Source organism: Enterobacter sp. Cy-643, assembly GCF_011752815.1.
Classification (GTDB): domain Bacteria; phylum Pseudomonadota; class Gammaproteobacteria; order Enterobacterales; family Enterobacteriaceae; genus Cedecea.
The window spans coordinates 826,332-852,777 of the sequence record NZ_VWWV01000001.1; the positions used below are offsets into that span (position 1 = coordinate 826,332).

The 26,446-nt window shown below is 48.2% G+C and carries 20 protein-coding genes and 3 tRNA genes; 19 read left to right on the forward strand and 4 right to left on the reverse strand.

Features of this window, described 5'->3' with window-relative positions:
- Nucleotides 1-426 precede the first annotated feature (426 nt).
- The 18 genes from uvrY to F3J29_RS03945 all read left to right on the forward strand — a co-directional run bounded on the left by uvrY (nucleotide 427) and on the right by F3J29_RS03945 (nucleotide 21,851).
- Entirely contained in the window at nucleotides 427-1,083 is a 657-nt protein-coding gene (gene uvrY / locus F3J29_RS03860; protein ID WP_008453836.1) for a UvrY/SirA/GacA family response regulator transcription factor, read from the forward strand.
- Nucleotides 1,076-2,908 carry an excinuclease ABC subunit UvrC gene (gene uvrC / locus F3J29_RS03865; protein ID WP_166863176.1) on the forward strand — a complete coding sequence of 611 codons (1,833 nt, stop codon included), beginning with the start codon at nucleotides 1,076-1,078 and terminating at the stop codon, nucleotides 2,906-2,908. Before uvrY ends, uvrC begins: the two co-directional genes overlap by 8 nt.
- Before the next feature lie 57 nt (nucleotides 2,909-2,965).
- Nucleotides 2,966-3,514 carry a CDP-diacylglycerol--glycerol-3-phosphate 3-phosphatidyltransferase gene (gene pgsA / locus F3J29_RS03870; protein WP_166863178.1) on the forward strand — a complete coding sequence of 183 codons (549 nt, stop codon included), beginning with the start codon at nucleotides 2,966-2,968 and terminating at the stop codon, nucleotides 3,512-3,514.
- 167 nt (nucleotides 3,515-3,681) lie between these two features.
- A tRNA-Gly gene (locus tag F3J29_RS03875) sits at nucleotides 3,682-3,757 on the forward strand.
- A 49-nt stretch (nucleotides 3,758-3,806) separates the two neighbouring features.
- Nucleotides 3,807-3,880: transfer RNA gene (locus F3J29_RS03880), tRNA-Cys, on the forward strand.
- 12 nt (nucleotides 3,881-3,892) lie between these two features.
- Nucleotides 3,893-3,978 (forward strand) — tRNA-Leu (locus tag F3J29_RS03885).
- A gap of 288 nt (nucleotides 3,979-4,266) precedes the next feature.
- Nucleotides 4,267-5,790 (forward strand): type I restriction-modification system subunit M, encoded by a 1,524-nt coding sequence (locus tag F3J29_RS03890; protein WP_166863180.1) that lies wholly within the window; start codon nucleotides 4,267-4,269, stop codon nucleotides 5,788-5,790.
- The gene (locus F3J29_RS03895) at nucleotides 5,780-7,024 is read left to right on the forward strand and encodes a restriction endonuclease subunit S (protein ID WP_166863182.1); all 1,245 of its coding nucleotides are present in this window, start codon (nucleotides 5,780-5,782) and stop codon (nucleotides 7,022-7,024) included. Before F3J29_RS03890 ends, F3J29_RS03895 begins: the two co-directional genes overlap by 11 nt.
- A 21-nt stretch (nucleotides 7,025-7,045) precedes the next feature.
- Nucleotides 7,046-10,330: a type I restriction endonuclease subunit R gene (locus F3J29_RS03900; RefSeq protein ID WP_166863184.1), complete on the forward strand. Its 3,285-nt coding sequence runs from the start codon at nucleotides 7,046-7,048 to the stop codon at nucleotides 10,328-10,330.
- Nucleotides 10,327-11,082, forward strand: a complete 756-nt coding sequence (locus F3J29_RS03905; RefSeq protein ID WP_166863186.1) for a M48 family metallopeptidase — start codon at nucleotides 10,327-10,329, stop codon at nucleotides 11,080-11,082. The genes F3J29_RS03900 and F3J29_RS03905 overlap by 4 nt, the downstream gene beginning before the upstream one ends.
- Before the next feature lie 58 nt (nucleotides 11,083-11,140).
- Entirely contained in the window at nucleotides 11,141-12,979 is a 1,839-nt protein-coding gene (locus F3J29_RS03910) for a DUF262 domain-containing protein (RefSeq protein WP_166863188.1), read from the forward strand.
- Between the two features lie 45 nt (nucleotides 12,980-13,024).
- Nucleotides 13,025-14,206, forward strand: coding sequence for a restriction endonuclease (locus F3J29_RS03915; protein WP_166863190.1), 1,182 nt, complete (start codon nucleotides 13,025-13,027; stop codon nucleotides 14,204-14,206).
- A gap of 17 nt (nucleotides 14,207-14,223) precedes the next feature.
- Nucleotides 14,224-15,114 (forward strand): HNH endonuclease signature motif containing protein, encoded by an 891-nt coding sequence (locus tag F3J29_RS03920; RefSeq protein WP_255459842.1) that lies wholly within the window; start codon nucleotides 14,224-14,226, stop codon nucleotides 15,112-15,114.
- A gap of 166 nt (nucleotides 15,115-15,280) precedes the next feature.
- Nucleotides 15,281-17,368 (forward strand): hypothetical protein, encoded by a 2,088-nt coding sequence (locus tag F3J29_RS03925; protein ID WP_166863192.1) that lies wholly within the window; start codon nucleotides 15,281-15,283, stop codon nucleotides 17,366-17,368.
- Nucleotides 17,337-19,232: a hypothetical protein gene (locus F3J29_RS03930; protein ID WP_166863194.1), complete on the forward strand. Its 1,896-nt coding sequence runs from the start codon at nucleotides 17,337-17,339 to the stop codon at nucleotides 19,230-19,232. Before F3J29_RS03925 ends, F3J29_RS03930 begins: the two co-directional genes overlap by 32 nt.
- Complete coding sequence (locus tag F3J29_RS03935) at nucleotides 19,225-19,953, forward strand: hypothetical protein (RefSeq protein WP_166863196.1); 729 nt, start codon at nucleotides 19,225-19,227, stop codon at nucleotides 19,951-19,953. Before F3J29_RS03930 ends, F3J29_RS03935 begins: the two co-directional genes overlap by 8 nt.
- A gap of 506 nt (nucleotides 19,954-20,459) precedes the next feature.
- Complete coding sequence (locus F3J29_RS03940) at nucleotides 20,460-21,203, forward strand: alpha/beta hydrolase (protein ID WP_166863198.1); 744 nt, start codon at nucleotides 20,460-20,462, stop codon at nucleotides 21,201-21,203.
- Nucleotides 21,204-21,275: 72 nt separating this feature from the next.
- Nucleotides 21,276-21,851, forward strand: a complete 576-nt coding sequence (locus F3J29_RS03945; RefSeq protein ID WP_166863200.1) for a UPF0149 family protein — start codon at nucleotides 21,276-21,278, stop codon at nucleotides 21,849-21,851.
- Between the two features lie 42 nt (nucleotides 21,852-21,893).
- On the opposite strand, the gene ftnA is transcribed toward F3J29_RS03945, so the two are convergent.
- Entirely contained in the window at nucleotides 21,894-22,391 is a 498-nt protein-coding gene (gene ftnA, locus F3J29_RS03950) for a non-heme ferritin (RefSeq protein ID WP_166863202.1), read from the reverse strand.
- A 351-nt stretch (nucleotides 22,392-22,742) separates the two neighbouring features.
- Here ftnA and F3J29_RS03955 point away from each other — a divergent pair, with 351 nt between their 5' ends.
- Complete coding sequence (locus F3J29_RS03955; protein WP_166864920.1) at nucleotides 22,743-23,924, forward strand: NupC/NupG family nucleoside CNT transporter; 1,182 nt, start codon at nucleotides 22,743-22,745, stop codon at nucleotides 23,922-23,924.
- Nucleotides 23,925-23,970: 46 nt separating this feature from the next.
- Here the strand turns inward: F3J29_RS03955 and F3J29_RS03960 are convergent, their stop codons facing one another.
- The 3 genes from F3J29_RS03960 to yecR all read right to left on the reverse strand — a co-directional run bounded on the left by F3J29_RS03960 (nucleotide 23,971) and on the right by yecR (nucleotide 26,182).
- Complete coding sequence (locus F3J29_RS03960; RefSeq protein WP_166863204.1) at nucleotides 23,971-24,408, reverse strand: DUF3574 domain-containing protein; 438 nt, start codon at nucleotides 24,406-24,408, stop codon at nucleotides 23,971-23,973.
- Nucleotides 24,408-25,682, reverse strand: coding sequence for an MFS transporter (locus F3J29_RS03965; RefSeq protein ID WP_166863206.1), 1,275 nt, complete (start codon nucleotides 25,680-25,682; stop codon nucleotides 24,408-24,410). Before F3J29_RS03965 ends, F3J29_RS03960 begins: the two co-directional genes overlap by 1 nt.
- A 140-nt stretch (nucleotides 25,683-25,822) precedes the next feature.
- Nucleotides 25,823-26,182: a YecR family lipoprotein gene (gene yecR / locus F3J29_RS03970; protein ID WP_286175141.1), complete on the reverse strand. Its 360-nt coding sequence runs from the start codon at nucleotides 26,180-26,182 to the stop codon at nucleotides 25,823-25,825.
- Between the last annotated feature and the right edge of the window lie 264 nt (nucleotides 26,183-26,446).

Below are 26,446 nucleotides of genomic sequence, written 5' to 3' on the forward strand. Positions count from 1 at the left end.
AGGCGGCGGAGTATACCATAACATTCACCAGAATTATTCATGTTCGACCAGTGAGAATGCGTTTGAATGTTTATGGTAATAAACAACCCTTGCTCAGGGTTATTCCTACAGAGAAAAATGAGAATTAAAAAAATTGTTTCGTTCTCGTTTAACTAACGTTAAATAAAGAGAGGGAAAAAGATTTTTATTCTTGATAGTGGTCGCATTTTGATAATTAGCTGTTTTTTAATCAGAGAATAATCACCTGGACACGGTGTTTTGAACGTTGAGATGCGCCGCAGAAACAGACTTGAAAGTAAAGATATATTCTTCCTGGGGGTTAACAGAATGTGCTGAGCGCAATTTGGATTTTAATGTTGCCGAAAAAACGTTAATATATGGACAATTAGCTATCAGCAGCGTTATCCCTTTCTGGAGAATAGCCCTTTGATCAACGTTCTTCTTGTTGATGACCACGAACTGGTGCGCGCAGGGATACGACGCATTCTGGAAGAGATTAAAGGCATCAAAGTCTCGGGTGAAGTGAACTGCGGTGAGGATGCCATCAAATGGTGCCGCAGTAACCCGGTCGATGTCGTATTAATGGATATGAATATGCCGGGGATCGGTGGCCTGGAAGCCACCCGTAAAATTGCCCGCTACTCTTCAGATATCAAAGTTATCATGTTGACTATCCACACAGAGAATCCGCTGCCTGCCAAAGTCATGCAGGCCGGTGCGGCAGGGTATTTAAGCAAAGGTGCGGCGCCTCAGGACGTGGTCAATGCCATTCGTTCCGTTAATGCGGGCCAGCGTTACATCGCCTCCGACATTGCCCAACAGATGGCCTTAAGCCAGATAGCGCCAGAAGCCGAATCCCCTTTTGCCAGTTTGTCTGAGCGTGAATTACAGATTATGCTGATGATCACCAAAGGCCAGAAGGTCAATGAGATCTCTGAGCAGCTTAATCTCAGCCCTAAAACGGTGAACAGTTACCGCTACCGCATGTTTAGTAAACTGAATATCAGCGGGGACGTGGAGCTGACGCACCTGGCGATTCGCCACGGGTTATTCAATGCGGAGACGTTAATCAGCAGTGAGTGAACCTTTTGATTCCCGGGCTTTTCTCAAGACGGTAACCAGCCAGCCCGGCGTCTACCGCATGTACGATGCCGGCGGCACGGTTATTTATGTTGGCAAAGCTAAAGACCTGAAGAAACGCCTCTCCAGCTACTTCCGCACGAATCTTGCCAGCCGTAAAACCGAGGCGCTGGTAGCGCTGATCCAGCATATTGATGTCACGGTGACCCATACGGAAACCGAGGCTCTGCTGCTGGAGCACAACTACATCAAGCTTTATCAGCCGCGTTACAACGTACTGCTGCGAGACGATAAATCCTATCCCTTTATATTCCTGAGCGCCGATAGCCACCCACGGCTGGCGATGCATCGCGGCGCGAAACACGCGAAGGGCGAATACTTCGGCCCGTTTCCTAACGGCTATGCGGTGCGGGAAACGCTGGCGCTGCTGCAAAAAGTCTTTCCGGTTCGCCAGTGTGAAAACAGCGTGTACCGTAACCGTTCGCGGCCTTGCCTTCAGTATCAAATCGGCCGCTGTCTTGGTCCCTGTGTTTCAGGCCTGGTTACGGAAGAAGACTATGCCCGGCAGGTGGACTATGTTCGCCTGTTTTTAGCGGGAAAGGACGATCAGGTGCTGACGCAGCTTATTTCCAGGATGGAAGAGGCGAGCAAAAATCTTGAGTTTGAAGAGGCCGCAAGGATCCGCGATCAGATTCAGGCGGTCAGACGTATTACCGAAAAACAGTTTGTCTCCAATACCGGCGACGATCTGGACGTCATTGGTGTCTCTTTTGATGCGGGCATGGCCTGCGTGCACGTCTTGTTTATTCGGCAGGGCAAAGTGCTGGGCAGCCGCAGCTACTTCCCGAAAGTCCCGGCAGGAACCGACCTTAGCGAAGTGGTGGAAACGTTTGTCGGGCAGTTCTATCTGCAGGGCAGCCAGATGCGGACGCTGCCTTCTGAAATCCTGCTCGATTTTGCACTGGCGGATAAATCCCTGCTGGCAGACTCGTTAAGTGAACTGGCCGGGCGTAAAGTGAATGTGCAGACTAAACCTCGCGGTGACAGGGCGCGTTACCTGAAGCTTGCCCGCACCAACGCGGCAACGGCGCTGGTGACAAAACTTTCTCAGCAGTCCACCATCCAGCAGCGCCTGAAAGCGCTGGCCGAAGTGCTAAAACTTCCGGAAGTAAAACGGATGGAGTGTTTTGATATCAGCCATACGATGGGGGAGCAAACCGTCGCTTCCTGCGTGGTGTTCGACAGCAACGGCCCGCTTCGGGCCGAATACCGCCGCTACAATATTACCGGTATTACACCGGGAGACGACTACGCCGCCATGAATCAGGTGCTGCGCCGCCGCTACGGTAAGGCAATAGAAGAAAGCAAAATCCCGGACGTGATCCTGATTGACGGCGGGAAAGGACAACTGGGGCAGGCGAAAGCGGTGTTTGCCGAGCTGGACGTGCCGTGGGACAAACATCATCCGTTATTGCTGGGCGTGGCCAAAGGCAGCGACCGCAAAGCCGGGCTGGAGACATTGTTCTTTGAACCGGAAGGTGAGGGGTTCTCTTTGCCGCCGGATTCTCCTGCGCTGCATGTGATCCAACACATTCGCGATGACTCGCACGATCATGCAATCTCCGGCCACCGTAAAAAACGGGCGAAGGTGAAAAGCACCAGTTCGCTGGAGACGATTGAAGGCATCGGGCCCAAGCGCCGTCAGATGCTGCTGAAGTATATGGGCGGATTGCAACCGTTAATCAACGCCTCCATCGAGGAGATCGCAAAAGTGCCGGGCATCTCGCAGGCATTGGCAGAAAAGATCTACTACTCGTTGAAACATTAAGGGCTCTGTAGCAACATAGAGACAATTTCCACTTATGACAGATAGTTAACTGGCACTATGCGATTCAATATCCCAACACTGCTCACGCTGTTTCGTGTCATCCTTATCCCGTTCTTTGTGCTGGCGTTTTATCTGCCGTTCAACTGGGCACCTTTCCTTTGCGCTTTCATTTTTTGGCTGGCGGCCATCACCGACTGGTTTGACGGTTTTCTCGCTCGCCGCTGGAACCAAAGCACTCGCTTCGGCGCGTTCCTCGATCCCGTTGCCGATAAGGTGATGGTGGTGGTGGCGCTGGTGCTGGTGGTCGAACATTATCACGCCTGGTGGGTGACCCTGCCTGCGGCAACGATGATAGCCCGCGAAATCATCATCTCAGCGCTGCGTGAATGGATGGCGGAAATTGGTAAGCGCAGCCGCGTGGCGGTTTCCTGGATAGGCAAAACAAAAACAATGGCGCAAATGTTGGCGCTGATTGGCATGCTGTGGCGGCCGAACATGTGGATTGAGTACGCCGGTATCGCGCTTTTCTTCGTTGCGGCAGTACTGACATTCTGGTCAATGTTCCAATATTTAGCCGCTGCACGCGGTGATTTGCTCGAACCGTGATCTATCCGGCGCAAAATTCAGCAAACGATTCGTGGTGTTAGAAAATTTCATTGACTCATTGCGTCAGGTAAGTAGAATGCAACGCATCGAAAGGCAGCAAGGTTTGCCGGAAGATAATAAAATCAAGTGATTAGCTTAATAGCAACCAACGTTCACTTGTACAAAAAGCGGGAATAGCTCAGTTGGTAGAGCACGACCTTGCCAAGGTCGGGGTCGCGAGTTCGAGTCTCGTTTCCCGCTCCAAATTCAGGTAATAGAAATTCTGTTACCGCCTGAAAAGGCAAAAGATTTTGGCGCGTTAGCAAAGCGGTTATGTAGCGGATTGCAAATCCGTCTAGTCCGGTTCGACTCCGGAACGCGCCTCCAATTTCTTCCCGAGCCCGGATGGTGAAATCGGTAGACACAAGGGATTTAAAATCCCTCGGCTTATGGCTGTGCGGGTTCAAGTCCCGCTCCGGGTACCATGGGAATAAAAGAATAAAATCAATGATAAGCAGTGTCGTGTAAACCACCTTCGGGTGGTTTTTTATTGCCTGCGATTTGGTTATACACCAGTGTCTTTTTCCTGCTGTAGTGCTGAATACTTTCACGTATCTCTATTGCCCTCCCACAACAATTAATGTCGCTTGAGTCAAGTCTGATTCTGATAGGGTGCTTTGGCGTGCCTGAAAGGATGTGGTGGGGTATTATTTCCGGCAGCTTATTCAACGTGCTATCCGGCATCGTAAATTTCTTTCAAATTAGGAAGATTCATGAACGACAAAATCAGTCAGGACACGATCAACAAAGCCCTGTGGGCCGCGTGTGATACGTTCCGTGGCACTATCAGTGCTGATACCTATAAAGACTTTATCCTTACCATGCTGTTCCTCAAGTACATTTCAGATGTCTGGCAGGATCACTATGACGATTATAAAGAGCAATATGGTGATGCGCCGGAACTGATTGAAGCCATGATGGCGAATGAGCGTTTTGTGTTGCCGAAAAGTGCCAGTTTTTATGCGTTATATGAGCGTCGCCATGAGCCTGGCAACGGTGAGCGTATCGATCAGGCATTACATGCCATTGAAGAAGCCAACGGTACCAAACTTAAAGATGCCGGGAAAAGCGTGTTCCAGGATATTTCGTTTAACACCGATCGTCTGGGTGAAGAAAAACAAAAGAACACCATTCTGCGCCAGTTGCTGGAAGACTTCGCCGGTGAAGATCTTAACCTGAAGTCGAGCCGTGTCGATACGCTGGACGTTATCGGTAATGCTTACGAATATCTGATTAAAAACTTTGCCGCCAGCGGTGGGCAGAAAGCCGGGGAATTCTATACCCCGCCGGAAGTCTCGGACCTGATTGCTGAACTGCTCGATCCGCAACCGGGTGATACCATTTGCGATCCGGCCTGTGGTTCTGGTTCGTTGTTAATGAAGTGCGGACGTAAAATTGTCTCCGGACATGACAGCCGTAATTATGCGTTGTTTGGTCAGGAAGCGATTGGCTCTACTTGGTCACTGGCCAAAATGAACATGTTCCTGCACGGCGAAGACAACCATAAAATCGAGTGGGGCGATACCATTCGTAACCCGAAACTGCTTGATAAAAATGGCGACCTGATACTGTTTGATATCGTGACCGCTAACCCTCCTTTCAGCCTGGATAAGTGGGGCCATGACGAGGCTGAAAACGATAGGTTTGGTCGTTTCCGTCGCGGTGTACCGCCGAAAACTAAAGGGGATTACGCCTTTATCTCGCATATGATCGAAACCCTGAAACCGGGAACGGGTCGTATGGGTGTGGTGGTACCACACGGTGTGCTGTTCCGTGGCTCCAGCGAAGGTAAAATTCGCCAGAAACTGATCGATGAAAATTTGCTGGATGCAGTCATTGGCCTGCCGGAAAAACTGTTCTACGGTACGGGGATTCCTGCTGCGATTCTGATTTTCAAAAAGCAGAAAGTGGATGACAAGGTGCTGTTTATCGATGCCAGCCGTGAATTCAAGGCGGGTAAAAACCAGAACCAGCTCAGCGCAGAAAATATCCAGAAGATCGTTATAACTTATCGAGAAGGCGATAACGTCGAGAAATACGCCTATCTCGCCAGCCTGAAGGAAATTCAGGACAACGACTATAACCTCAATATCCCGCGTTATGTCGATACCTTCGAGGAAGAAGACGAGATTGATTTGCTGTCCGTACGTGCTGAGCGTGAGCAACTGAAAGCGGAACTGGCGAAATTGGAAATGCAGATGGCGGGTTATCTGGAGGAGTTGGATTATGGTGCCTAAGGGATGGGTCGCCACACAGGTTGGCGATATCGCAAAATTTTCCTCGGGAGGAACTCCGAGCAAACAGAATGCAAATTTTTGGGGTGGGACAAAGCCGTGGATATCAGGTAAAGACTTAAAAACACACTTTATTGAAACGAGTATCGATACCCTCACAGATGAAGGCTTCCAAATAGCTAAACGGGCACCTGCAGGAGCATCACTTATTCTTGTGCGAGGAATGACTTTGCTCAAAGATTTTCCTGTAGGTTTCGCTATTAGAGAGGTTGCATTCAACCAAGACCTAAAGGCGTTAGTACCCAATAAAAATATTGATGGTCTTTTTCTATCTTTTTTGCTGGTATCAGAGAAACACAAAATAAAGCAACTTGTTAGTACTGCGGGTCATGGGACAGGACGTTTAGATACAGAATCAATAAAATCATACCCAATTAATGTGCCTCCATTAAACGAACAGAAGAAAATCGCTCAGATCCTGTTGACCTGGGATAAGACGATTTCAGTAACGGAAAAGTTTCTTGCCAACAGTCAGCAGCAGAAAAAAGCTCTGATGCAGCAATTGCTTACCGGGAAGAAACGCTTGCTGGATGATAATGGTACAAGATTTTCTGAAATTTGGGGATTGTATGCCTTATCGAAATTATTTCAGAGAGTTACGATCAAAAACAATGGAAAGAGCACTAATGTTGTAACCATTTCCGGACAACATGGTTTGATTAAGCAGGAGGATTTTTTCAAGAAAACAGTGGCATCAGATACCCTTGATGGGTATTTTTTATTAAAAAAAGGACAGTTTGCATATAATAAAAGTTACTCTAATGGTTATCCGATGGGCGCAATAAAACGATTAAATCGATACCCAGAGGGAGTAGTAACAACTCTGTATATATGTTTTGAACTTTCTACACCCAAAGAATCATTCGGTGACTATTGGGAGCATTATTTTGAGTCAGGCCTTTTGAATAACAGTTTGTCTCAAATCGCTCATGAAGGTGGTCGGGCTCATGGCTTGCTAAATGTAAAACCTTCGGACTTTTTTTCATTAAAAGTTCCGGTTCCTGGCTTTGAAGAACAACAAAAGATCGCCGCCGTCTTGTCCGCTGCCGATGCCGAGATCTCCACGCTGGAGAAAAAACTCACTTGCCTGAAAGACGAGAAAAAAGCCCTGATGCAGCAATTACTGACCGGGAAACGTCGTGTGAAAGTAGAAGCTGAAGAAGCCGTTAGCGCTTAACGCGAAGAACAAGGAAAGCCAATGAACCAGACGTACACGCCAAAATTCCAGGAAGAATACAGCGCCAAAATTCCGGCGCTGACGTTACTGACCAGCCTCGGTTGGATGTTTTTATCCCCAAAACAGATTATGGATTACCGGGGCTATAAACAGGATGAGGTGGTGCTGCGTCCGGTTCTGCGTGAGGTATTGTCGAAACGTTCCTTTGTTGCTGGTGGTAAAACCTGTCAGTTATCGGAAAAGGCACTGGATAACTTGATATCGCAGGTCTGTTCTCCGGCGCTGAACGAAGGGCTTCTGAAAGCCAATGAGCGGATGTATAACCATCTGCTCTACGGGATCGCCGTGACTGAGTTTGTCTATGGCAAGAAGGTCAACCCCACCATAGCGCTGATTGACTGGGAACACCCGGAAAATAACCAGTTCCACTTTACTGAAGAATTTACGGTATTGCGGTCAGGTGGTGTCGAAACCCGCAGACCAGATATTGTCTGTTTTGTGAATGGTATTCCGCTGGCTCTCATTGAAGCGAAAAGCCCGGCAGGTCACGGCAAGAAAGGGCCAACCATTGACGAGGGGATATCCCAGAGTATCCGTAATCAGCTCAACGATGAAATCCCGCAGCTGTTTGCCTTTAGCCAGCTATTGCTTTCAATTAACGGGCATGACGGGCGCTACGGTACCTGCCATACGCCAATGAAATTCTGGGCAGCATGGCGCGAAGAAGATATTACCGATCCGCAAATGTATGCGCTGCGCAACCATCAGTTATCGACTGAACAGATTCATGCGTTGTTTGATCATCGTCCTTCAGCCGATCTCGACTGGTACCAGCAGTTAATCGCCGCTGGTGAACTGGCTGTCAGTGGACAGGATAAGCTGCTTATCAGCCTGCTTTCGCCGGAACGTCTGCTGGAGATGACCCGCTTCTTCACCCTGTTTGATAACAAGACCGGGAAAATTGTCGCCCGCTATCAGCAGGTGTTCGGGATAAAAAGACTGCTGGAACGCATCAGCACACGCAGACCGGACGGGGGCAGGGAAGGTGGTGTTATCTGGCATACCACGGGGTCCGGTAAATCGTACACCATGGTGTTCCTCAGTAAGGCGCTGATTCTTCATGACAGCCTGAAGCAGTGTCGCATTGTGGTGGTGACGGACCGTGTCGATCTTGAAGGGCAGCTCAGCGGTACTTTTGCTTCTGGTGGAGAACTGGCCGGGAAGGATGATAAGGCCAAAGCGATGGCGACCTCAGGCCAGAAGCTGGCACAGCAGATTGGCTCCGGTAAAGAACGTATAATCTTTACCCTTATCCAGAAATTTAACTCAGCGACAAAATTACCTGAATGCGTCAATACCAGCCCCGATATCATCGTTCTGATTGATGAAGGACACCGCAGCCAGGGGGGCGAGAACCATGTGCGAATGAAACTGGCCCTGCCGAACGCCGCCTTTGTGGCATTCACCGGTACGCCATTGCTGAAAGAAGATAAAACCACCAATAAATTCGGGCCGATTGTCCATGCTTATACCATGCAGCGGGCGGTAGAAGATCAGGCCGTGACGCCTCTGCTTTATGAGGAACGTATTCCCGATCTTGAGGTAAACGACCGGGCAATAGATGCCTGGTTTGACCGTATTACGGATGGGTTAAGTGAAGCGCAAAAAGCCGACCTTAAGCGTAAATATGCCCGTAAGGGTGAGGTTTATAGTGCAGATGACCGCATCCGTCTAATTGCGTTAGATATCGCCACGCACTTCTCGAAGAATATTGATGAGGGGCTGAAAGGCCAGCTTGCCTGCGACAGCAAGATTTCCGCCATCAAATATAAAAAGTATCTTGATGAAGCCGGGTTATTTGAGTCAGCTGTAGTTATCAGCCCGCCGGATACCCGGGAAGGGAATACCGAAGTGGATGAAAGCAAACTGCCGGAAGTGACGAAATGGTGGAAGGATAATGTCGGCACGCAGGATGAGTCTGTGTATACCCGTAATATCATCAGTCGTTTCGATACCGATGATAAGCTCAAATTGCTGATAGTCGTTGATAAACTGCTCACCGGATTTGATGAACCAAAGAATACCGTGCTGTATATCGACAAGCCGCTTAAATCCCATAACCTTATCCAGGCGATTGCCCGGGTAAACCGACTGCATCCACTGAAAAAGTTTGGCCTGCTGATAGATTATCGCGGCATTCTGGCTGAACTGGACACGACTATAGGTAAATACCAGGATCTCGCCTCCCGAACGCAGGGAGGATACGACATCAAGGATATTGACGGGTTGTACAGCGCCATGAGCTCTGAATACAAGCGTCTGCCGCATCTATATAACCAGTTGTGGGCCATATTTGCCGGTGTTAAAAACAAGAATGATACTGAGCAGTTGCGTGCAGTTCTGGTGCCTAAAATGGAAGAACGTGACGGAGAGATGGTCGATATCTATCAGAAAACCCGTGATGATTTCTTCGAGGCGTTAACTGCCTTTGCCGGGTGTCTGAAAGTAGCACTACAGTCCGCCACCTTCTTCACCGACAAGAGCTTTACGGAACAAGACCGAAATCTCTATAAAGAAACCGTAAAACAGATGTCCAGTCTTCGCCAGTGGGCGATGCAGGTAAGTGGAGAGCAGGTCAATTATGACGACTACGCTGAGCAGGTGAAAAAACTGCTGGATAAGCATGTCACCGGCGTTGAGGTTCGTGAACCAGATGGCGTGTATGAAGTCGGTAAAATGGGCAAGAGTGAAAAGCCCGAAGAGTGGGACAACAATAAAACCCGCAATGAAACCGACATCATTAAAACCCGTGTGACAAAGATGATTGAGCAGGAGCTGCGTGATGACCCGTATGCTCAGGAGGCCTTTTCCAAACTCCTGCGTATGGCAATCGAAGAGGCTGAAAAACTGTTCGACCATCCACTGAAGCAGTACCTCTTGTTCCGTGAGTTTGAAGAGCAGGTTGAAGCCCGTAAGCTCAGTGATATCCCGGATGCACTGACGGTAAACAAACATGCTCAGGCATATTACGGTGTATTTAAAAAAGAGCTGCCTGAGGTTTTTGCGGTCAACGACGTTCAGGTGCAGGAGAAGTGGACGAAGCTGGCCTTTGAGGTGGACTGCATCATCGTCAAAGCGGTGGAAGAAAATTCCCTGAACCCTCAGGATATTGAGAAGGCCGTTAAGACAAATCTGTTACCTCTGCTGTTTACGACCTGCCGGGAAATGGGTGCCGGAATGAATCAGGTTAACCGTATCGTGGAAACCATCATCCAGATCCTGCGCGTTGGTTTGATGAAATCATGAGTGAAAAAGAGTCGCCATCAATGAAAGTGTTACGCATTGTTTATGGTGATGAGGTCATCACCGTACAGTGCATTCCGCGTCAGGTCGTTAAGGGCAGGGTGCTCATCAAGGTGCATCCGGACTGCCGTGTTGTTGCCTCTGTACCACCAGAAACACCTGAGCACGAGGTGTTGTCTGCGCTGAAAAAACGAGGGCGCTGGATATATCAGCAACTGCGTGATTTCAGGGAGCAACAGACACACATTGTCCCTCGTCAGTATATCAGTGGAGAAAGCCATTACTATCTTGGCAAGCAATATCAGTTGAAAGTGACAGAAGACGCTACTGTACCGCAACGAGTGAAAATGTTGCGTGGGCGGCTGGAAGTGACTGTCAGACACAAATCGGCAGAAAAGATTAAAGCGTTGCTGGCCGAATGGTATCGGGAACGTGCCAGAGATGTTTTTCAGCGCAGGCTTGATTTACTGATTCCGCAGACCCTTTGGGTCAGTGAGCGTCCTCCGATACGTCTGCGGGCGATGCAAACGCAATGGGGCAACTGTTCAGCAAAAGGCTGTCTGACCCTGAATCCATGGCTGGTTAAGGCATCCTCAGAATGTATCGATTATGTTTTGCTACATGAGTTATGCCATGTTGCTGAGCACAACCACAGCGAGGAGTTTTACCGCTTGATGGGGCAGGTTATGCCGGGGTGGGAAAAGGTCAAGAAACGACTGGATGGGATGGCTGGGATGTTGTTGGCTGATATGTAACTTATCAATATGAGTTCTTAAGGGTTTGGTCAGTCTCGTTAATGCAGGGAGTATAATAATGAGTAAGTTAGATAATAAAATTGAAGCACGCCATCGTAATTTGTTTGATGTTCTAAATGCGCAAAAATATACCGTTGATTACTTTCAGCGCGAGTATAGCTGGGGTGAGAAACATATTGAAGAGTTGGTTACAGACTTAACATCTGCGTTTCTCAATGAATACACAGTCGGTGATTCTCGGGAGCAGGGTGAAAACTACAATAATTATTACTTAGGACCATTTGTTGTGAGTAGTAAAGATGGGAAACGGAGTATTATTGATGGTCAGCAACGACTGACTTCATTAACTTTATTTCTAATTTACCTCCATAACCTTCAGAAAGAACTTAAATATGAAGAGAAAATAGAATCAATGATTTTCTCCGAGCTACGTGGCAGCAAATCATTCAATATAGTAGTTGAAGACAGAATTCCTTGCATGGAAGCATTGTTTAATTTTGGTAGCTATAGTTTAGTTGATGGGGATGATGAGTCAACCCATAACATGGTGGAGAGATATCAGAATATCACAGATGCTTTTCCTGATGAGTTAAAAGGTCAGGCTTTTCCTTTTTTTATCGACTGGCTTAAGTATAACGTTATTATGGTTGAGATAGTTGCCTATTCAGATGAAAACGCATATACCATCTTTGAGACTATGAATGACCGAGGATTGAATCTTACTCCGTCCGAAATGCTTAAAGGTTTTTTACTTTCACGCTTTCATCAGGGAGATAAACGCCAAAAGGCAAATGAACTCTGGAAAAAAGCGATGATGGATTTAAAAAACTATGACAAAGATGAAGACCAACGTTTTTTCCAGTCATGGTTGCGTGCTCAATATGCTGATACAATACGCCCGGGTAAAGCTGGTTCAAAAAATGAAGACTTTGAAAAAATAGGTACGCGTTTTCATAGCTGGGTTAGAGATAATCTTCAGGCGGTGGGATTGGACCCAGATAATGGTGAGACATTCGAACGATTTATACAAAAAAACTTTTTGTTTTATTTGAATGCCTATACACAAATACTGAATGCTGAGAGAGCATTAACGCACCAACTGGAATATGTATTTTATATCCACCATTGGGGTATTGCACCTACTTTAAGTTTCCCTTTGATGTTGGCTCCATTAAATGTAGGTGACAGTCCTGAGGCTGTGATAGCCAAAATAAACCTGGTGGCGCGCTATATTGAAACGTTTGTTGTTCGTCGTTCTGTTAATTTCCGAAAATTCTCTGCCAGTTCTATTCGTTACACAATGTACAGTCTTGTTAAAGAGATTCGTGGTAAAAGTATTGAAGAATTAAAAGATTTGTTATCTAAGAAGTTATCCGAAATGCCAGATACTTTTGCAGGAATGGAAGAGTTTCGTCTCCATGGTCAAAACTATCGTTTTGTGAAGTTTTTGCTTTCTCGTATAACTGCGTGGGTTGAGCAACAAGCCGGAATGAGTACAACCTTCATTACATATTATCAGCCAGAACACGGTAAGCCATTTGAAGTCGAGCATATTTGGGCCGATAAATATGAACGTTACTCTGATGAGTTTGAACAAGAGCACGAATTTAACAATTACAGAAATCGCTTAGGTGATTTGGTTTTATTACCTAGAGGCTCAAACCAGTCATATGGTGATTTGTGTTACGATCAAAAGCAACCTCATTACATCAAAGAGAATCTTCTGGCTAAATCGTTATGCCCATTGGCATATATGAATAACCCTAATTTCAATCAGTTGAGAAATGTATTCGGATTGCCTTTCAAGCCACATGATTCATTTAAAAAACAAGATATCGATGAACGACAGTCTTTGTATAAAATAATTTGTGAGAATATTTGGGATCATAATTTATAGTTAAGTCAGGATGTTAATTAATCTGTAATGGCATGGAGGGTTGTAATGATTTATCAATGTTATACATGTGGAAGAACTACTTTTGAAATTAACTGTCCTTGGTGTACTGGGATCACATCTGTAAAAACGTCTGCATGGGGTTCATCACCATCGACCGTGCTAACATCAGAAATACAACGAATGACACCATTGAATCCATCGTTTTATCCCGAGTTTCAGTATCAATCAAAAGGCGTACTGAAAGATCTATTTGGCAAAAAGAAAGAACAAACTCAGCTTAATCAATTGCTTGAAAATGTTCTCGAAAAATACTCCAGTTTAAAAGATCCATATTTCACTAACTTCATTTACACTTCCAGATTCTCTCATAATAATAAATCGGAAGCAGATTTTTCAACAGATAATGGTACATACTCCGAATTACAACTTTTCCGAGAGGTGTTGGTCAGAAAAGGGTTCAATGAGCTTGAGGAATTACCTGAACTATTAGATAAATTACTCCTTACCACGTCATTTAACGCTCTTTATTATGGTTTCGCTAAGGAAGTTAAACGGCATATTAAATCTACACTTACTGAATCCTTGAAGTCATGGATTGAGGAAGCGGGTACTACTTTTCGGGCTGATCTTTCGTTATTTCTATTTTATCTGTGGAGCAACAAAATAGTGTTCCCATCCGTAGAGTTTAATGAAAAAGCCGTTGCCACGCCGGGTCTACCTTTAGTTTCATTCGATGAAGTTAAAAAATACTTGGCTGTGTGTGAAAGTATTTATTTTGATATTCTGGTGGATAGATTAGCTACACGGCTCGAACATTTTAACCCTAACAAATTCGTCACCATGTACTTAGTTGACGCAATGGACGGTTTCCAGTTTGAAGATTTCCTTGTGGAAGTGTTCCAGACTATGGGATATGACGTTAAAGAAACCAAGAGAACACAAGATCAGGGTGCAGATCTCTTCGTCACTCGATTTGGTAAGGATATGGTTATTCAGGCGAAAAATTATTCTGGTTCTGTAGGTAACTCAGCGGTGCAGCAGGTGATCTCTGCTAAAACGTTCTATGGTTGTGATGAGGCAATGGTTGTGACTAATTCCTATTTTACTCGTTCAGCAAAAGAACTAGCTGAATCAGCCATGATACGACTGATCGACAGGGATGAACTGCAAAAGTATCTGGATGATTATAATCAGAAGATAATCGAAGATTTTCAGTCAAACTCGTAACTTTGTAATGTGTTCAATTGAAACTGACTTGGCTTGGTGTAACTCTGATGAATTTGACGAAAAGAAAACCGGTAGCCCGGAAATACCTCCCAGTAATCCATGAGCTTTCAGACTTGGGCTTGCCAGGAGAAATTTTATCAATTCGTACTGCAGGTAAGAAGGGAACCTTGTTACCTGATCTGACAGTCGGGTTAGGTAAAGCCAAGCGAGTCAAAACTGGCGATTGGGACATCGCAGATACAAGAACGTTTGACTATGTTGTTTTGCGCGTTGAGCGACCCGATAGTTATCATGATGTCTACACTGGCCATTTTGTTCGACTCCATCGGTCAGAAAGAAGCGGCGGACAAATCGTCGAAATGAGTAATCCCAGATTGGTGGGCATGACAAAATCCATTTCAAAAGTTTTTAATGGTGGAAAGATCAGTGGTAGAGGGACCGCGTATGTTTCAATCTCTCCAGGTATGAGCAACACAGTTATTTTTCCTACTCGCGTGTATAAAGAAGGGCAGGAATGCAATACAACTTACAGTCCCGACCAGTCACCCTTTTCACAAGATGTCAGAAAGAATTGTTTTGACCGCTGTGTCGTTACCGGAGTCCAATCGCGTTGGAGGACTGAGGCGGCTCACATAATGCCGCGACACGAAGAAGGTATTCCAGACGTTACGAACGGTCTTCTATTACGTAGGGATATCCACACCTTATTTGACCACAACCATTGTGCGATTGATCCTCACAATATGAAAGTTTACTTCAGTCCTCAGGTCTGCTCGATGGATGAAGACCTCTTAGAGTGGCATGGGAGCACTATCATAGCAACGCGTATGCAGACACACATTAATATTGAGTATCTGCGTCCGCGATGGAGCAAGTTCATTGAAATTCATGGAAAAATGATGGCCTAAAGTGACGTGCATAGATGTATGGCAGGTTCATGGCGCATATAATCACGAAAGCCTGCATTTGGCATTGAATGGATGATCCGACCATTGAGAACGCTGCCTTGAGTATATTGAATGAAAACGGAAGCATGTTGCGACACTGCGTACCGACGATCAAAAAGGACTTAACATGTCAATTAACATCAATACTTTGAAGAATCTACGTACTGGATTACTTACTGCACTGGAACTCTCCATTAAGCATGGTGAAGCAGCAGAAAATGTCGATCACATTACCGATGTTTTGCGTCAGGTGGAGCTGACGACACTTTTGCAGAAAGAACCAATTTATGCTATCGCCGGTATGCAAGGGGCTGGTAAAACAACCTTGGCGAAAACGATCCTCGGTATTAATGATGAATGGTTAGACGCCAATCCGGGTCGTGGCGAGCAGGTGCCGCTTTTTATCGAACAGGTGGATGGTGACCCCGCCTACTTTCCGCAGGTAGTCTATCAATGCCTCAACCTTAAAACTGGCGAAATTCAGCAGCAAAAAGGCGAGGGCGGGGAGCAACTTCAAAACCTCCTTCGTGACTGGAACAGTGTTCGTCGCTATGAAAAAGCAGGCTTTAAGCTGCTCTACCCCAAACTGCTGATCAGCAAGAAAAGCTCGTTCATTGATGAACAGGTGACCTGGGCGCTGTTGCCGGGCTATGAGTTGACCACCAGCAAAAACTATCTCTGGCAGGATATGATGCGCCACGTGTTGGTTAACGCCCGTGGCGTCATGTTCGTTACCGATGCCTCGTTGTTAGCGAACGACAGCAAATCTGGTGTGTTGCAAGATTTGCGAGATAACTTCAGTGACCGAGGCCCTGTGGTGGTCATCAGCAAAACTGAGATGCTCGGTTTACAGGAGATCGAACAGCTCAAGACCAGTGCTGCTGAACGTGTATTCCCAAATGTTGGAATGAAAAAAGAGGATATCGTAGCGACAGGCTCCGGCAATAGCGATATTTGGATTGATGCATTGCGCCAGACGGTGACCAATAAGCTCACTAGCAGCGCGGCGTCTGAAGCAATTGCTTTGGATAATTTTATGGGGCTTATTCGCGAAGATGTATCCGAAATTATTAATGATTTGAGAATATTGGCGGATAAACAGCAGCATCATGAATCCATGGTAGAAGAGATCCTTGAGGCCTTTGATGAATCAGCCGCTAACCATGAGCAAAAATTACGCGCAGCGATAAAAAAGCATACCCGTCAGCACTTTACTGATGCACTTCTGCATTGTGAAGAAAACTATAAAAGCGAAGAGGTTGGTTTTCAAAACAATCTCAAAATTTTTGCGCGGCGTCTGTCGTTGCGTGGCGTAGAAGTGGATGACGAGCGCAGTCGACGCATTCTTGATGCTTGGAATAAACAATACGAAAACGTCAGCATCCACGAGCATAACTTCAAGGCACTGACATCTACAAATACACAGGTGCTTCGTGCTCAGGGGCTCTTGCCTACTGTTGAAAATCAGCAGTTACTACCGGCAACAGCACCCGGGAGAATGGGATATCTGGTTCAGGATAAGCAGACGGAGTACTCGATGACAGATCCTGAGCTGATGACGGGACTGTATACACTGCTCAAAAAACCGAGCAAAGAGCATCAAGTTCCTCTGCCTAAAAAACTCACCGCAGCTCTGGATATTTTGCCTGCCTTAATGCTGGAAAATGCACGTTCCAGGCTTGCAATGCAGCTCGATCCTGCTTGTACTACCCAACTGGCAGAAGAGATCCAACCTAAGCAAATATTTGATGCTCTCTTTTCCAGCAGTGAACAGTATCATCCAATTAAAACAGCTATGATGGCGTTTTTGGGGGCTGATGCTGCAGATGGAACGGTGGATGGTAAGAGCGCACCAAATAACGAAGGGGGATTGACTCCGCTGGCGTTAGTAGGTAAAGCGGCGTTGGTAGCCAGTGTGGCATATGGTATTTACCAAATAACGGGCGTGATTCGCGACAGTGATAAAGCGCAGATCTATTACATTCGTCGTGCGATGGAGGAACTGGCATTCCATAACGAACAAACAGTGATCGGCAACTATCAGGAGATGATTGCCGAACTGAGAGAGCATATTGCGTATAACCTGAAGCAGATTTTTGGCGAAACGGATGCCCTGGCAAATCGAAGTGCGTTGATACTCGCGATTAACAAGCTAACTGCGGCACAAAAGGAAGCAAAACTGTATGAAACTCACTTCCGAAAAATCTTGGGTTGATCTTAGCCGGGAACGTTACTTGTGGGCAGAAGAGAGTTTTGTCGCCTTTCTAAAGAAATTTGACGAGCAACGGCTAATCCAGGCGACGGACAATGCCAGCAGGCAGATTTCAGTGATCCTTTACGGTCCGGCTCAGGTTGGTAAAACCTCACTGATCTTGACCTTGCTGGGCATTCGTGATGACTGCTTCACCGAACTAAATACTTTGCTACGTGGCGAGCAGGATCTGGGCACGATGTCCACAGCGCGCACTTATCGCTATCGTATGTCGAAAAACGACTTCTGGTACTTTAGTCACCGCGAAAACGGTACAGCCTGGTTTAACGACGAGGAGGCGAAGGCCATTTTTGCCGGTTTTCGCCAGGAGGTTGAGCAGGGTGTGCGAGAATTCGATAGCGTGGATGTATTCCTGCCCCGACGCTTTTTTGATTTGCAGCAACAGAGCAGTGCTCAGCTGTTGATCCGTGATTTACCAGGCACTCATTCAACCAACGCCAATGAGCAGTACTATGTCAACATGCTTGCCAGCCGTTATCTTGCCTCTGCCGATGTGGTGCTGCTGACCGGCAAGGCAGATGCGTTGGCCTTCCTAAAACCAGAAGAGTTGGACAATGACCTGCTGAAGGACTGGCACTGGCAACGCCACCGCTACAAGATTGTCCTGACCCGGGCTTATTCTGATGCAACACTTCAGCGTCTTATCAAGCAGAAACGGTTTGATAAAAAGGCAATGCGGACGTTCTTGCTTGAACAAATCAATACCATGGAGCTGGGCTTGCCTGAAAGTATCAGTGAACTGATCTACCCCGTAGAGTGCGGCCACACCTGGCTGGCAATCAATGCCGGAGATGACGAGTTCGCCTGCCAGTGCCGAGATTTGCGGCGAGACGTGTTGCAAGAGTTACTCGACTCTCTGCACCAGGCGTCGAACCCGCTTTCACGCTTGCGCACGGGCTACGCGTTGCCGCATATCATTGAACAGCAAATGGCCGTCGAAAAGGGGCATTACGAAACAGAAAAAACGTTGCTGCGAAAACAGCTCTTACGGTTGGAAGAGCATGTTGACATGTACCAGGAACGTGTGAGCTGTAATAGAGATAAACACCAGAAATTACTAGAGAAGCAGCAAACGTTATTACAAAAACGTGATGATGCATCGGGTATAGATTTTGGTGAGCATTCGAACGTACCTCAGCTAATCGCGCAATTAACGACATGCAAATCGCCATCTCTAGATTTACTTAAGTCGAAGATTCGTGAATGTGGTGAAACCTATACCCAATGCTGGAATGACCTGCTGGAAGATTTCCAGCTTCCTCCTGAAAGGGTGCCGGAGATGGCCTATCTAGAGCGGGTCATAACCAGACTGAATGGCTACTGGTTTGAAACCTATTTTCGCGAGAAAACACGCAGGGAAGATCAGGATGAGATCAAAGGGGCGTGCCTCAAAGACGCCAACGTCTTAACGGCTCTTTTCCACAAACGCATCAAGTTTAAGTTCGATACCGAAGAATGTGCCCTGAATAAAAACATTGTCAAAAATGAGCGCACAACACGGCGACTGGAGCGTATCGTTGCTCAGTTATTGAAAAAAAAAGAGCTCACACATCTGCGGATCGTCCGGATTAAGCAGGAGTTCAACGAGTCGTTAACTCGTTATTCCCAGCGGCTTCACGAGAGTAAAAACTTTCTGAATGTCATTCTTTCGGCGAAAAATACCCGGGCGCATGAAATCGAGGTCAACGTTAAAAACCCAGACATCAGCCGCAGCGAGCGCCTCGGCTGGTTGCTGATGTATAAAGCGTTGAACAACGATTTTGACTACGTAAAATCCTTAGCCGAGGAGAGCAGTAAAATTGAATAAAAACCTTGTTGTAGCGGAAACGGCCAACGATGAACAGTTACTGGACCAACTGGTGCAGGATCTGTTTTTGGAGCATTTGCGACGCGAGCTGGTCGGGCAAAAGAAGAGTATTGACGACAGTAATGACAAACTCTTTAATCTCGACCGAAAACTCGTCGCTGAATTTAAAAAACTGACCGGACCGCTTGAGACGATATCCGATACGCTCGGTGAGCAGACACGCGAACTGAACGATGCCAAAGATGAAGCTCAAAGACATTTTCTGACTTTATTGAACCGTCTGGCGCAGAACAAGGCGGACACTACCGCTCTGCATGACATGTTCCAGCAACAGAATAGTAAGCATCATCAAGAACAGGTCGAACAACTACAACGCATCCATGAACAATTGCCCCAACAGAGCGCTAGACTTCAGGAGCAAAACGTAACATTGACGTCCCTTACGGAACAGCAAGTGGCGTTAAGCCATCAGCAGGTAGCTCTTCAGGAAAAACTGTTCTCCGCTACTCTTGCCGAGATGCAGGCGCAAAACGTGATGCTGGAGTCGCTCGCGGAACAGAATAAATCCCTGCATCAACAAATATTCACCTTAGAGGATAAACAACGTGCAGAGCTACAGACAAACCGCCGTTGGGGCAAGCTGGCCACTGGATTCACGCTGGTGAATACACTCATTCTGGTGGGCATGACCACCCTGTTTTTCATTCAGCATGGCACCTGACTGGGGATGATAGCTCTTTTAACGTCACAGCCCGTTTAAGTAATTTGCGTATAACTATGCGCATTCAGAGTGGACAAATGCTAGTTGATACGCTGCTGGCAGCTGCGGGTCAGCTGTGCGCTATGTTGGGTTTACACACTTGGCCACTCACTGTTAGCGTCGCATTCAGCAAATTGATAATACTTTAGGCACGAACTCATATCTGTGGCGTTTCTGTGCTCAAAGCTATCCATGACTAACTATTTTTTGCTAACTACTGCAAAGATGGATAGTCAATCTCCGCATAGTGTTGTAATGAGTTGCTATGTAACACATTGATCTTGCGTAGAATTTAAAATCCCTCGGCTTATGGCTGTGCGGGTTCAAGTCCCGCTCCGGGTACCATGGGAATAAAAAGAATAAAATCAATGATAAGCAGTGTCGTGTAAACCACCTTCGGGTGGTTTTTTATTGCCTGCGATTTGCCATTCTGAAAATTATCCTGCCTGTTCCGCTAAAAGAATGCCATGCTAAACCTTTCCCTGGCATTCCATCTGGCAACGATGAACATGTTCTCCCGACACGCATTTGATGTCTCTTTTCAGGGCCACACGCTCAAGGCTGACAGTATTTTCGCCAGTAAAGGCCACGTCCTGATGATCCACGGAGGTTCAAAAGATCGTGAGGCGAGCCTTCGCTACCGGTATTTAATGGCGGGGCTGGGGTTTGGCAGCACGGCTTTTGATTGCATCGGCCACGGGGAGACGGGCGGGGAACTCTCCCACTCATCTTTGATAAATCGCACCGACCAGGCCCTGGCGATTGCCGAACATTTAGGTTCTCAGCTGACCGGCTGCATGGGCGTCAGCATGGGGGCTTACAACGCGTTGAAACTAAGCCAGTCCCGGCCTTTGCGTTCCCTTATCCTGATGGTGCCCGGCGTGTATCACCCATCAGCTTATCGGGTAAACTTCGGGCCTGAATTTTCCGCCATTATCCGCCAGCCGCGAAGCTGGGCCGAAAGTGATGCCTGGCAGGCCGTGGCTGAATTTAGCGGCAATATTCTGGTGATTGCCGCGGCTGAAGACCGGGTGATCCCGGCGGAGATCCCGCCCCGACTTTATGATTCGGCATCGGGGCAGGGCAAACAAGCTTTGCTGACCGTGCCGGGCGCCGACCACAACAGCGTCTGGCAGGCGCTGCAGGACGATCCCTCACTCTACGACAAAACCCGTCAATTACTGGTGGAATGCCTGACGAAAGCGGAATGAAAATGACGCGTTGCGCGCGGAACGGGTACACTACGCAAAATTTTATTAAAACGTGAGACGAGGAAGCCAAAGATGACCCAGGGCCCGCTAAACGAAGACGAAATTATCTGGCTGGATGACATTCTGCTTAAGTATGGCACCGCGCATTCGGTGATTGATGTAGCCGAGCTGGATGGCCTGCTCACGGCGTTGCTGTCGGGGCCAGCGGTAACCGAGCCTGCGACCGTGCTGCGGGCGGTGTGGGGCGGCGATGTTGGGCCAGAATGGGAAAGCAAAGAAGAACTGACGCGCTTTAGCGTGCTGGTATTCCAGCATATGAACGACATTGCCGAGCGCCTTGCCGAATATCCGGGGCAGTTTGAGCCGCTGTTTGGCACCAGCGAAGTGGATAACCGCGAAATCACCATCGTGGAAGAGTGGTGCTACGGCTACATGCGCGGTGTGTCACTGGAAAGCTGGCCCGCGCTGCCGGCGGAGCTTCAGCCAGAGCTGGACGCGATTGCCCTGCATGGGCTGGAAGAAAATGAATCGAAGTTTGAGAGCCTGACGCCGGAAGCGTTTCTGGCGAGCATCGAGGCGATTAAACCTGCGGCACTGGCGCTCTACGCTTTCTGGCACAGCCAGCGAAACGGCGAGGCGCTGCACTAAAATGAGAATAGCAGGCCGTGATGGCCTGCTACTCCACGGCAATTACGCCTGAGCGTCCAGCGTGGCCAGCTCTTTATCGATAAAATACAGACCTTCGCCGCTTTTACCCACCAGGCTGAGTTTATCCAGCACGGATTTAAACAGTTTTTCTTCTTCATGCTGCTCGGCAACATACCACTGCAGGAAATTAAAGGTTGGATAATCCTGAGAGGTCATTGCGGAATGAACCAGCGCATTAATCTGACGCGTAATTAACTGCTCGTGCTCGTAAGTGGCTTTAAATAATTCGTCCAGCGAAGCGTATTCTAAATACGGGGACTGAATGGCGTTAATACGCGGCATGCTCCCGGTATCATTTAAATAAGCAAACAGACGCTGCATGTGCTCCATCTCTTCCTGAGCGTGGCGGCGCAGAAACGCGGCAGCCCCTTCGAAGCTGTGATAGCTGCACCAGGCGCTCATCTGCTGGTAAAGCAGGGAGGAGTAGAGTTCAAGGTTCATCTGCTCGTTCAGTTTTTCAATCATTTCCGTCTTCAGCATCACAGGCTCCATATTCTTTTTGAGGGGCATTAATATGGCGCTACTTTAATTATTAATTTTCCATAATGCAAAGAAATTGTTAATTATATTAGTGTAATGAGAATGGTTGTTACTATTATTTTATTTGTGACAAATTGAATTAATAATGAGAATTAATCTTGTTCCGCTTTGCTATTTTATTGTCAAATACAGTGTCATGAATTAGTCATATTTAGCCGCGTAAATGGTAACCATGCTAAGAGTAAGTTTATGTTGTCATTGGAAAATCTTATGGCTAAATATTCTTACGCACGCCATTTACCTGACGCAGGAGCTGTGGCTAAATACGTTTCTTTCAAAATTAGACTGCACATGAACATCCTTCATTTTCTTCTCGCACTTTTTGTCATCATGGGACTGGCGTGGCTGGTGAGCTTCGATCGTAAAACCATCCGCATCCGCTATTTGTTACAGCTTGTCGTCATTGAAGGCCTGCTGGCGTTCTTCTTCCTGCACTCCGACAGCGGCTTGTGGGTGATTAACGGCGTGTCCGGTTTCTTTGGCCACCTGCTGACCTTCGCCGGGCAGGGCAGCGACTTCGTCTTTGGTGGCATGAGCAAGGCGGGGCTGGCCTTTATCTTCCTCGGCGTGCTGTGCCCGATTATCTTTATCTCGGCGCTGATCGGGATCCTGCAGCACTTCCGCATTCTGCCTATTATTATCCGCATTGTCGGTACGCTGCTTTCTAAAGTGAACGGCATGGGCAAACTGGAATCATTCAACGCCGTAAGCTCGCTGATTCTGGGTCAGTCCGAAAATTTCATCGCCTACAAAGGCGTGCTGGGCGACCTGAGCTCTCGCCGCCTGTTCACCATGGCCGCGACGGCAATGTCCACGGTTTCGCTGTCCATCGTCGGGGCTTACATGACGATGCTGGAGCCGAAGTACGTGGTGGCGGCGCTGATCCTGAATATGTTCAGCACGTTCATTATTCTGTCGATCATTAACCCGACCCGCCCGGGCACCGAGCCAGAAATCAAGCTTGAGAAGCTGCACGAATCCCAAAGCTTCTTTGAAATGCTGGGGGAGTACATCCTTGCGGGCTTCAAGGTCGCGATGATTATCCTGGCGATGCTGATTGGTTTTATCGCGCTGATCAGCGCTATCAACGCGCTGTTCGCGACCGTTTTCGGCCTGAGCTTCCAGCAAATTCTGGGCTACGTTTTCTATCCGTTTGCCTGGCTGGTGGGTATTCCTCAGGCGGATGCGCTGAAAGCGGCCGGAATTATGGCGACCAAGCTGGTGGCGAATGAATTTGTGGCGATGATTGAGCTGCAGAAGATCATGGCGACCCTGTCACCGCGCGGACTGGGGATCCTGTCGGTCTTCCTGGTGTCGTTCGCTAACTTTGCTTCTATCGGGATTGTGGCAGGCGCCATCAAAGGGCTGAACGAAAAGCAGGGGAATGTAGTGTCTCGCTTTGGCCTGCGCCTGGTGTACGGCGCGACGCTGGTCAGTCTGCTGTCGGCGGCGTTTGCCGGATTAGTACTGTAAAAACAAAAACGGCGGGTTTCCCCGCCGTTTCTTTAACGCAGAATTATCAGAACGCGGCGCAGACCGGCTGGTCAATGCGCATGACGGATTCCTGCGCAAAGCGGGTTTTATAGATAGAGCGCAGTTCGTCTACCTTTTTGCTGCTCTCGGCATCGCTGCCGCGAATCAGCATAATCGCTTTACTCGGCTCGTGGGTCACTTCGCCTTTAGCATTCAGCCACTGGCCTTTGGCGTCATATTCGGTCAGCCCTTCGCGGAAGCGCGGGGTCACGTCTTTATCCACGAAGCTACGCCATTCATTGGCGGTAATTTCCGCGCCGGTTGGACGGCTGATACCGAAATAGAGCGTGGTTTGCGTCATTGCATCGCCAGCCAGGCACTGTTTAGCCGGGGCGGTAACCGCCGATGTGGTTTTCGCTGGCGTGACGCAGCCCGTCAGAGCCAGAGCTAATGCCCCGGCCAGTGTTGCTTTATAAAATACCATTATCCACCTGTCTTGCTGTCATCATCATTATTAAAATTAAATGCGGAATGATTCCGCCGCGATATAAAATTACAATTCCGCACTTTTCGCAAGTCACCGAGCACCAATAGGGCAATAATAATCCCGCAGATGCCGCTGCAGGGCAGAACCCACTGCGCCGGGAAGTATCCGGCAATCGTTCCCGTTACCAGCGGGACAACTAACGTAATGCCGAGCTGCAGTCGCCAGGTTGCCGCCATCGCGGCGCCAACCTGCGGGCCAGGGAAACTGTCCATCACGTTGAGCGTGGCGACCAGATAGAACCAGTTGCTGAACAAATGAGCGATAACGATCAGCGGCACCGCCAGCCACAAAGTGCCCGAGTACCCCACGGCGAAATAGCACAAAGTAAAAAGCAGCAGCGCCAGCATTAGCGGGAAGCTTTTACCCGCCCGGTTGCGCACCTGTTTTTCGCTTAGCAGGAGCGGGGCGAGCAGTTGCCCAGCGCTGCGGGCAAACAGCAGCGCCAGGCCATTGGCCGCGTTATCACCCGGCAACGCAGGCGCCAGCGCCGGGAGCAAAGCCATCACGGGGGCGCCGACCAGCGCAAGACTGGGCAACAGCAACAGGCTGCGCTTTTGCACCGGGGTAACGTTCTGCCAGCTAAACTCCTCGCTTTCGACCGGGGCGCTGTCTTCTTCTGCCTTCATAACAAAGGCCGCCGAGGCGTACCAGAGCAGCCCTATGGCAACGATGAAACTAATTGCATCCAGCAGCAGCATCAGCCAGAGGCTGATGTGGCCATATAATAATGTCCCAAGCCCCACGCCGAAGATAACGTTGGCGGCAAACACCAGCGTTTCAACGCCTGCGGCGGCGGGCATGAGTGCGTTAGATAAACCTTGTTTGAAAAGCTGACTTAAGGCCGGCACCGTCAGGCCGGTGCTAAAAGCGGCGGCGGCCTGGCTTAACAACAGCAAGCCTGGGTGTTCATTCCACAGCGCAAGGCACGGCAGAAGCAGACCCGTAAGACCGAAAACTTCGCCGAGAAGCAGCACAGAAAACGTCGGCCAGCGCTTTAATAACCACACGCCAGCAAAGCTGGCAGGCAAGCCGGGTGCAAGGGAAAGGACATAAGCGAGAGAAAGCCAGGCGGGGGTAGCGTGGCTGTTTAACAGCTGACTGAAGACCAGAACGTAAGTCAGGCCGTTACCCACAGAAGAAAACAGCAGCGCCAGCCCGAGCAGCGTGAACCAGCGGTGCTGGCGCAGGGCGCGTAGCAATAAAAGAAGCATGTTAATTTCCTGATGAAAAAATAGAGTCAAGCCGCCGTGGGAAAACGGCAGCGCGAGATATTTATCGTCAGGAACGGGTTACATTGGCGTCAGGCTTCTCTTTGTACAGTTGTCTCTAAAAATAGATGAGTATTGGTCAATTACCAGTTGCTGGTGACGCCCGCATACTGTGGTCCGGTCACGCCACGGCACTGGTACTCCAGCACCACCTGGGTGCTCAGGCAAAGGGGGCCGCTATAGGTAGTACAGGTCTTGATATCGCTGCCGTAAGGAAGGGCGCTGGCATAGCCCCATTGTTGGCACTGGCGCGATGCCGTGGACTGGGCGAGGAACTTATCCACTTTGGCGGTTTGCAGCGGCGGCAGACTATAGGCGAGGCGAACAACACCGGCAGGCTCATTGGCATTGAGCGGAACAGGCGTTTTGCTTACGGTGCATCCGCCCAGCAACAGGGCGGTAACGGCCAGATAAATGCGCTTCATCTTTGATTCATACCTCATACTTAACCGCCTTCATGGTAGCACGCGCGGCGGACAGAAAAGCCCGTTCAACAAAGCGGGGCGCAAATTCCATAAATTTCGAATTTTAAATAATCCCTAATTCAAATTACGAAATAAAAACGTTTAACCTAACGTAAATTCCCCACAAAATACGCGGCGATTTTTTGATCAAAAACGCGTCAAGTTTTGCTGAAACGTGCCGACAATAGCGCTACGGCGCGATTTAATTTCACTTATGCAGCTATACAAGGGAATAGATCAGGA

Bases quoted from the DNA above. Each gene is read 5' to 3' on its own strand.
- pgsA (WP_166863178.1), top strand. From the start codon at position 2,966: ATGCGATTCAATATCCCAACACTGCTCACGCTGTTTCGTGTCATCCTT.
- F3J29_RS03890 (WP_166863180.1), top strand. From the start codon at position 4,267: ATGAACGACAAAATCAGTCAGGACACGATCAACAAAGCCCTGTGGGCC.
- F3J29_RS03895 (WP_166863182.1), top strand. From the start codon at position 5,780: ATGGTGCCTAAGGGATGGGTCGCCACACAGGTTGGCGATATCGCAAAA.
- F3J29_RS03900 (WP_166863184.1), top strand. From the start codon at position 7,046: ATGAACCAGACGTACACGCCAAAATTCCAGGAAGAATACAGCGCCAAA.
- F3J29_RS03905 (WP_166863186.1), top strand. From the start codon at position 10,327: ATGAGTGAAAAAGAGTCGCCATCAATGAAAGTGTTACGCATTGTTTAT.
- F3J29_RS03910 (WP_166863188.1), top strand. From the start codon at position 11,141: ATGAGTAAGTTAGATAATAAAATTGAAGCACGCCATCGTAATTTGTTT.
- F3J29_RS03915 (WP_166863190.1), top strand. From the start codon at position 13,025: ATGATTTATCAATGTTATACATGTGGAAGAACTACTTTTGAAATTAAC.
- F3J29_RS03925 (WP_166863192.1), top strand. From the start codon at position 15,281: ATGTCAATTAACATCAATACTTTGAAGAATCTACGTACTGGATTACTT.
- F3J29_RS03930 (WP_166863194.1), top strand. From the start codon at position 17,337: ATGAAACTCACTTCCGAAAAATCTTGGGTTGATCTTAGCCGGGAACGT.
- F3J29_RS03940 (WP_166863198.1), top strand. From the start codon at position 20,460: ATGCTAAACCTTTCCCTGGCATTCCATCTGGCAACGATGAACATGTTC.
- F3J29_RS03945 (WP_166863200.1), top strand. From the start codon at position 21,276: ATGACCCAGGGCCCGCTAAACGAAGACGAAATTATCTGGCTGGATGAC.
- ftnA (WP_166863202.1), bottom strand. From the start codon at position 22,391: ATGCTGAAGACGGAAATGATTGAAAAACTGAACGAGCAGATGAACCTT.
- F3J29_RS03955 (WP_166864920.1), top strand. From the start codon at position 22,743: ATGAACATCCTTCATTTTCTTCTCGCACTTTTTGTCATCATGGGACTG.
- F3J29_RS03960 (WP_166863204.1), bottom strand. From the start codon at position 24,408: ATGGTATTTTATAAAGCAACACTGGCCGGGGCATTAGCTCTGGCTCTG.
- F3J29_RS03965 (WP_166863206.1), bottom strand. From the start codon at position 25,682: ATGCTTCTTTTATTGCTACGCGCCCTGCGCCAGCACCGCTGGTTCACG.
- yecR (WP_286175141.1), bottom strand. From the start codon at position 26,182: ATGAGGTATGAATCAAAGATGAAGCGCATTTATCTGGCCGTTACCGCC.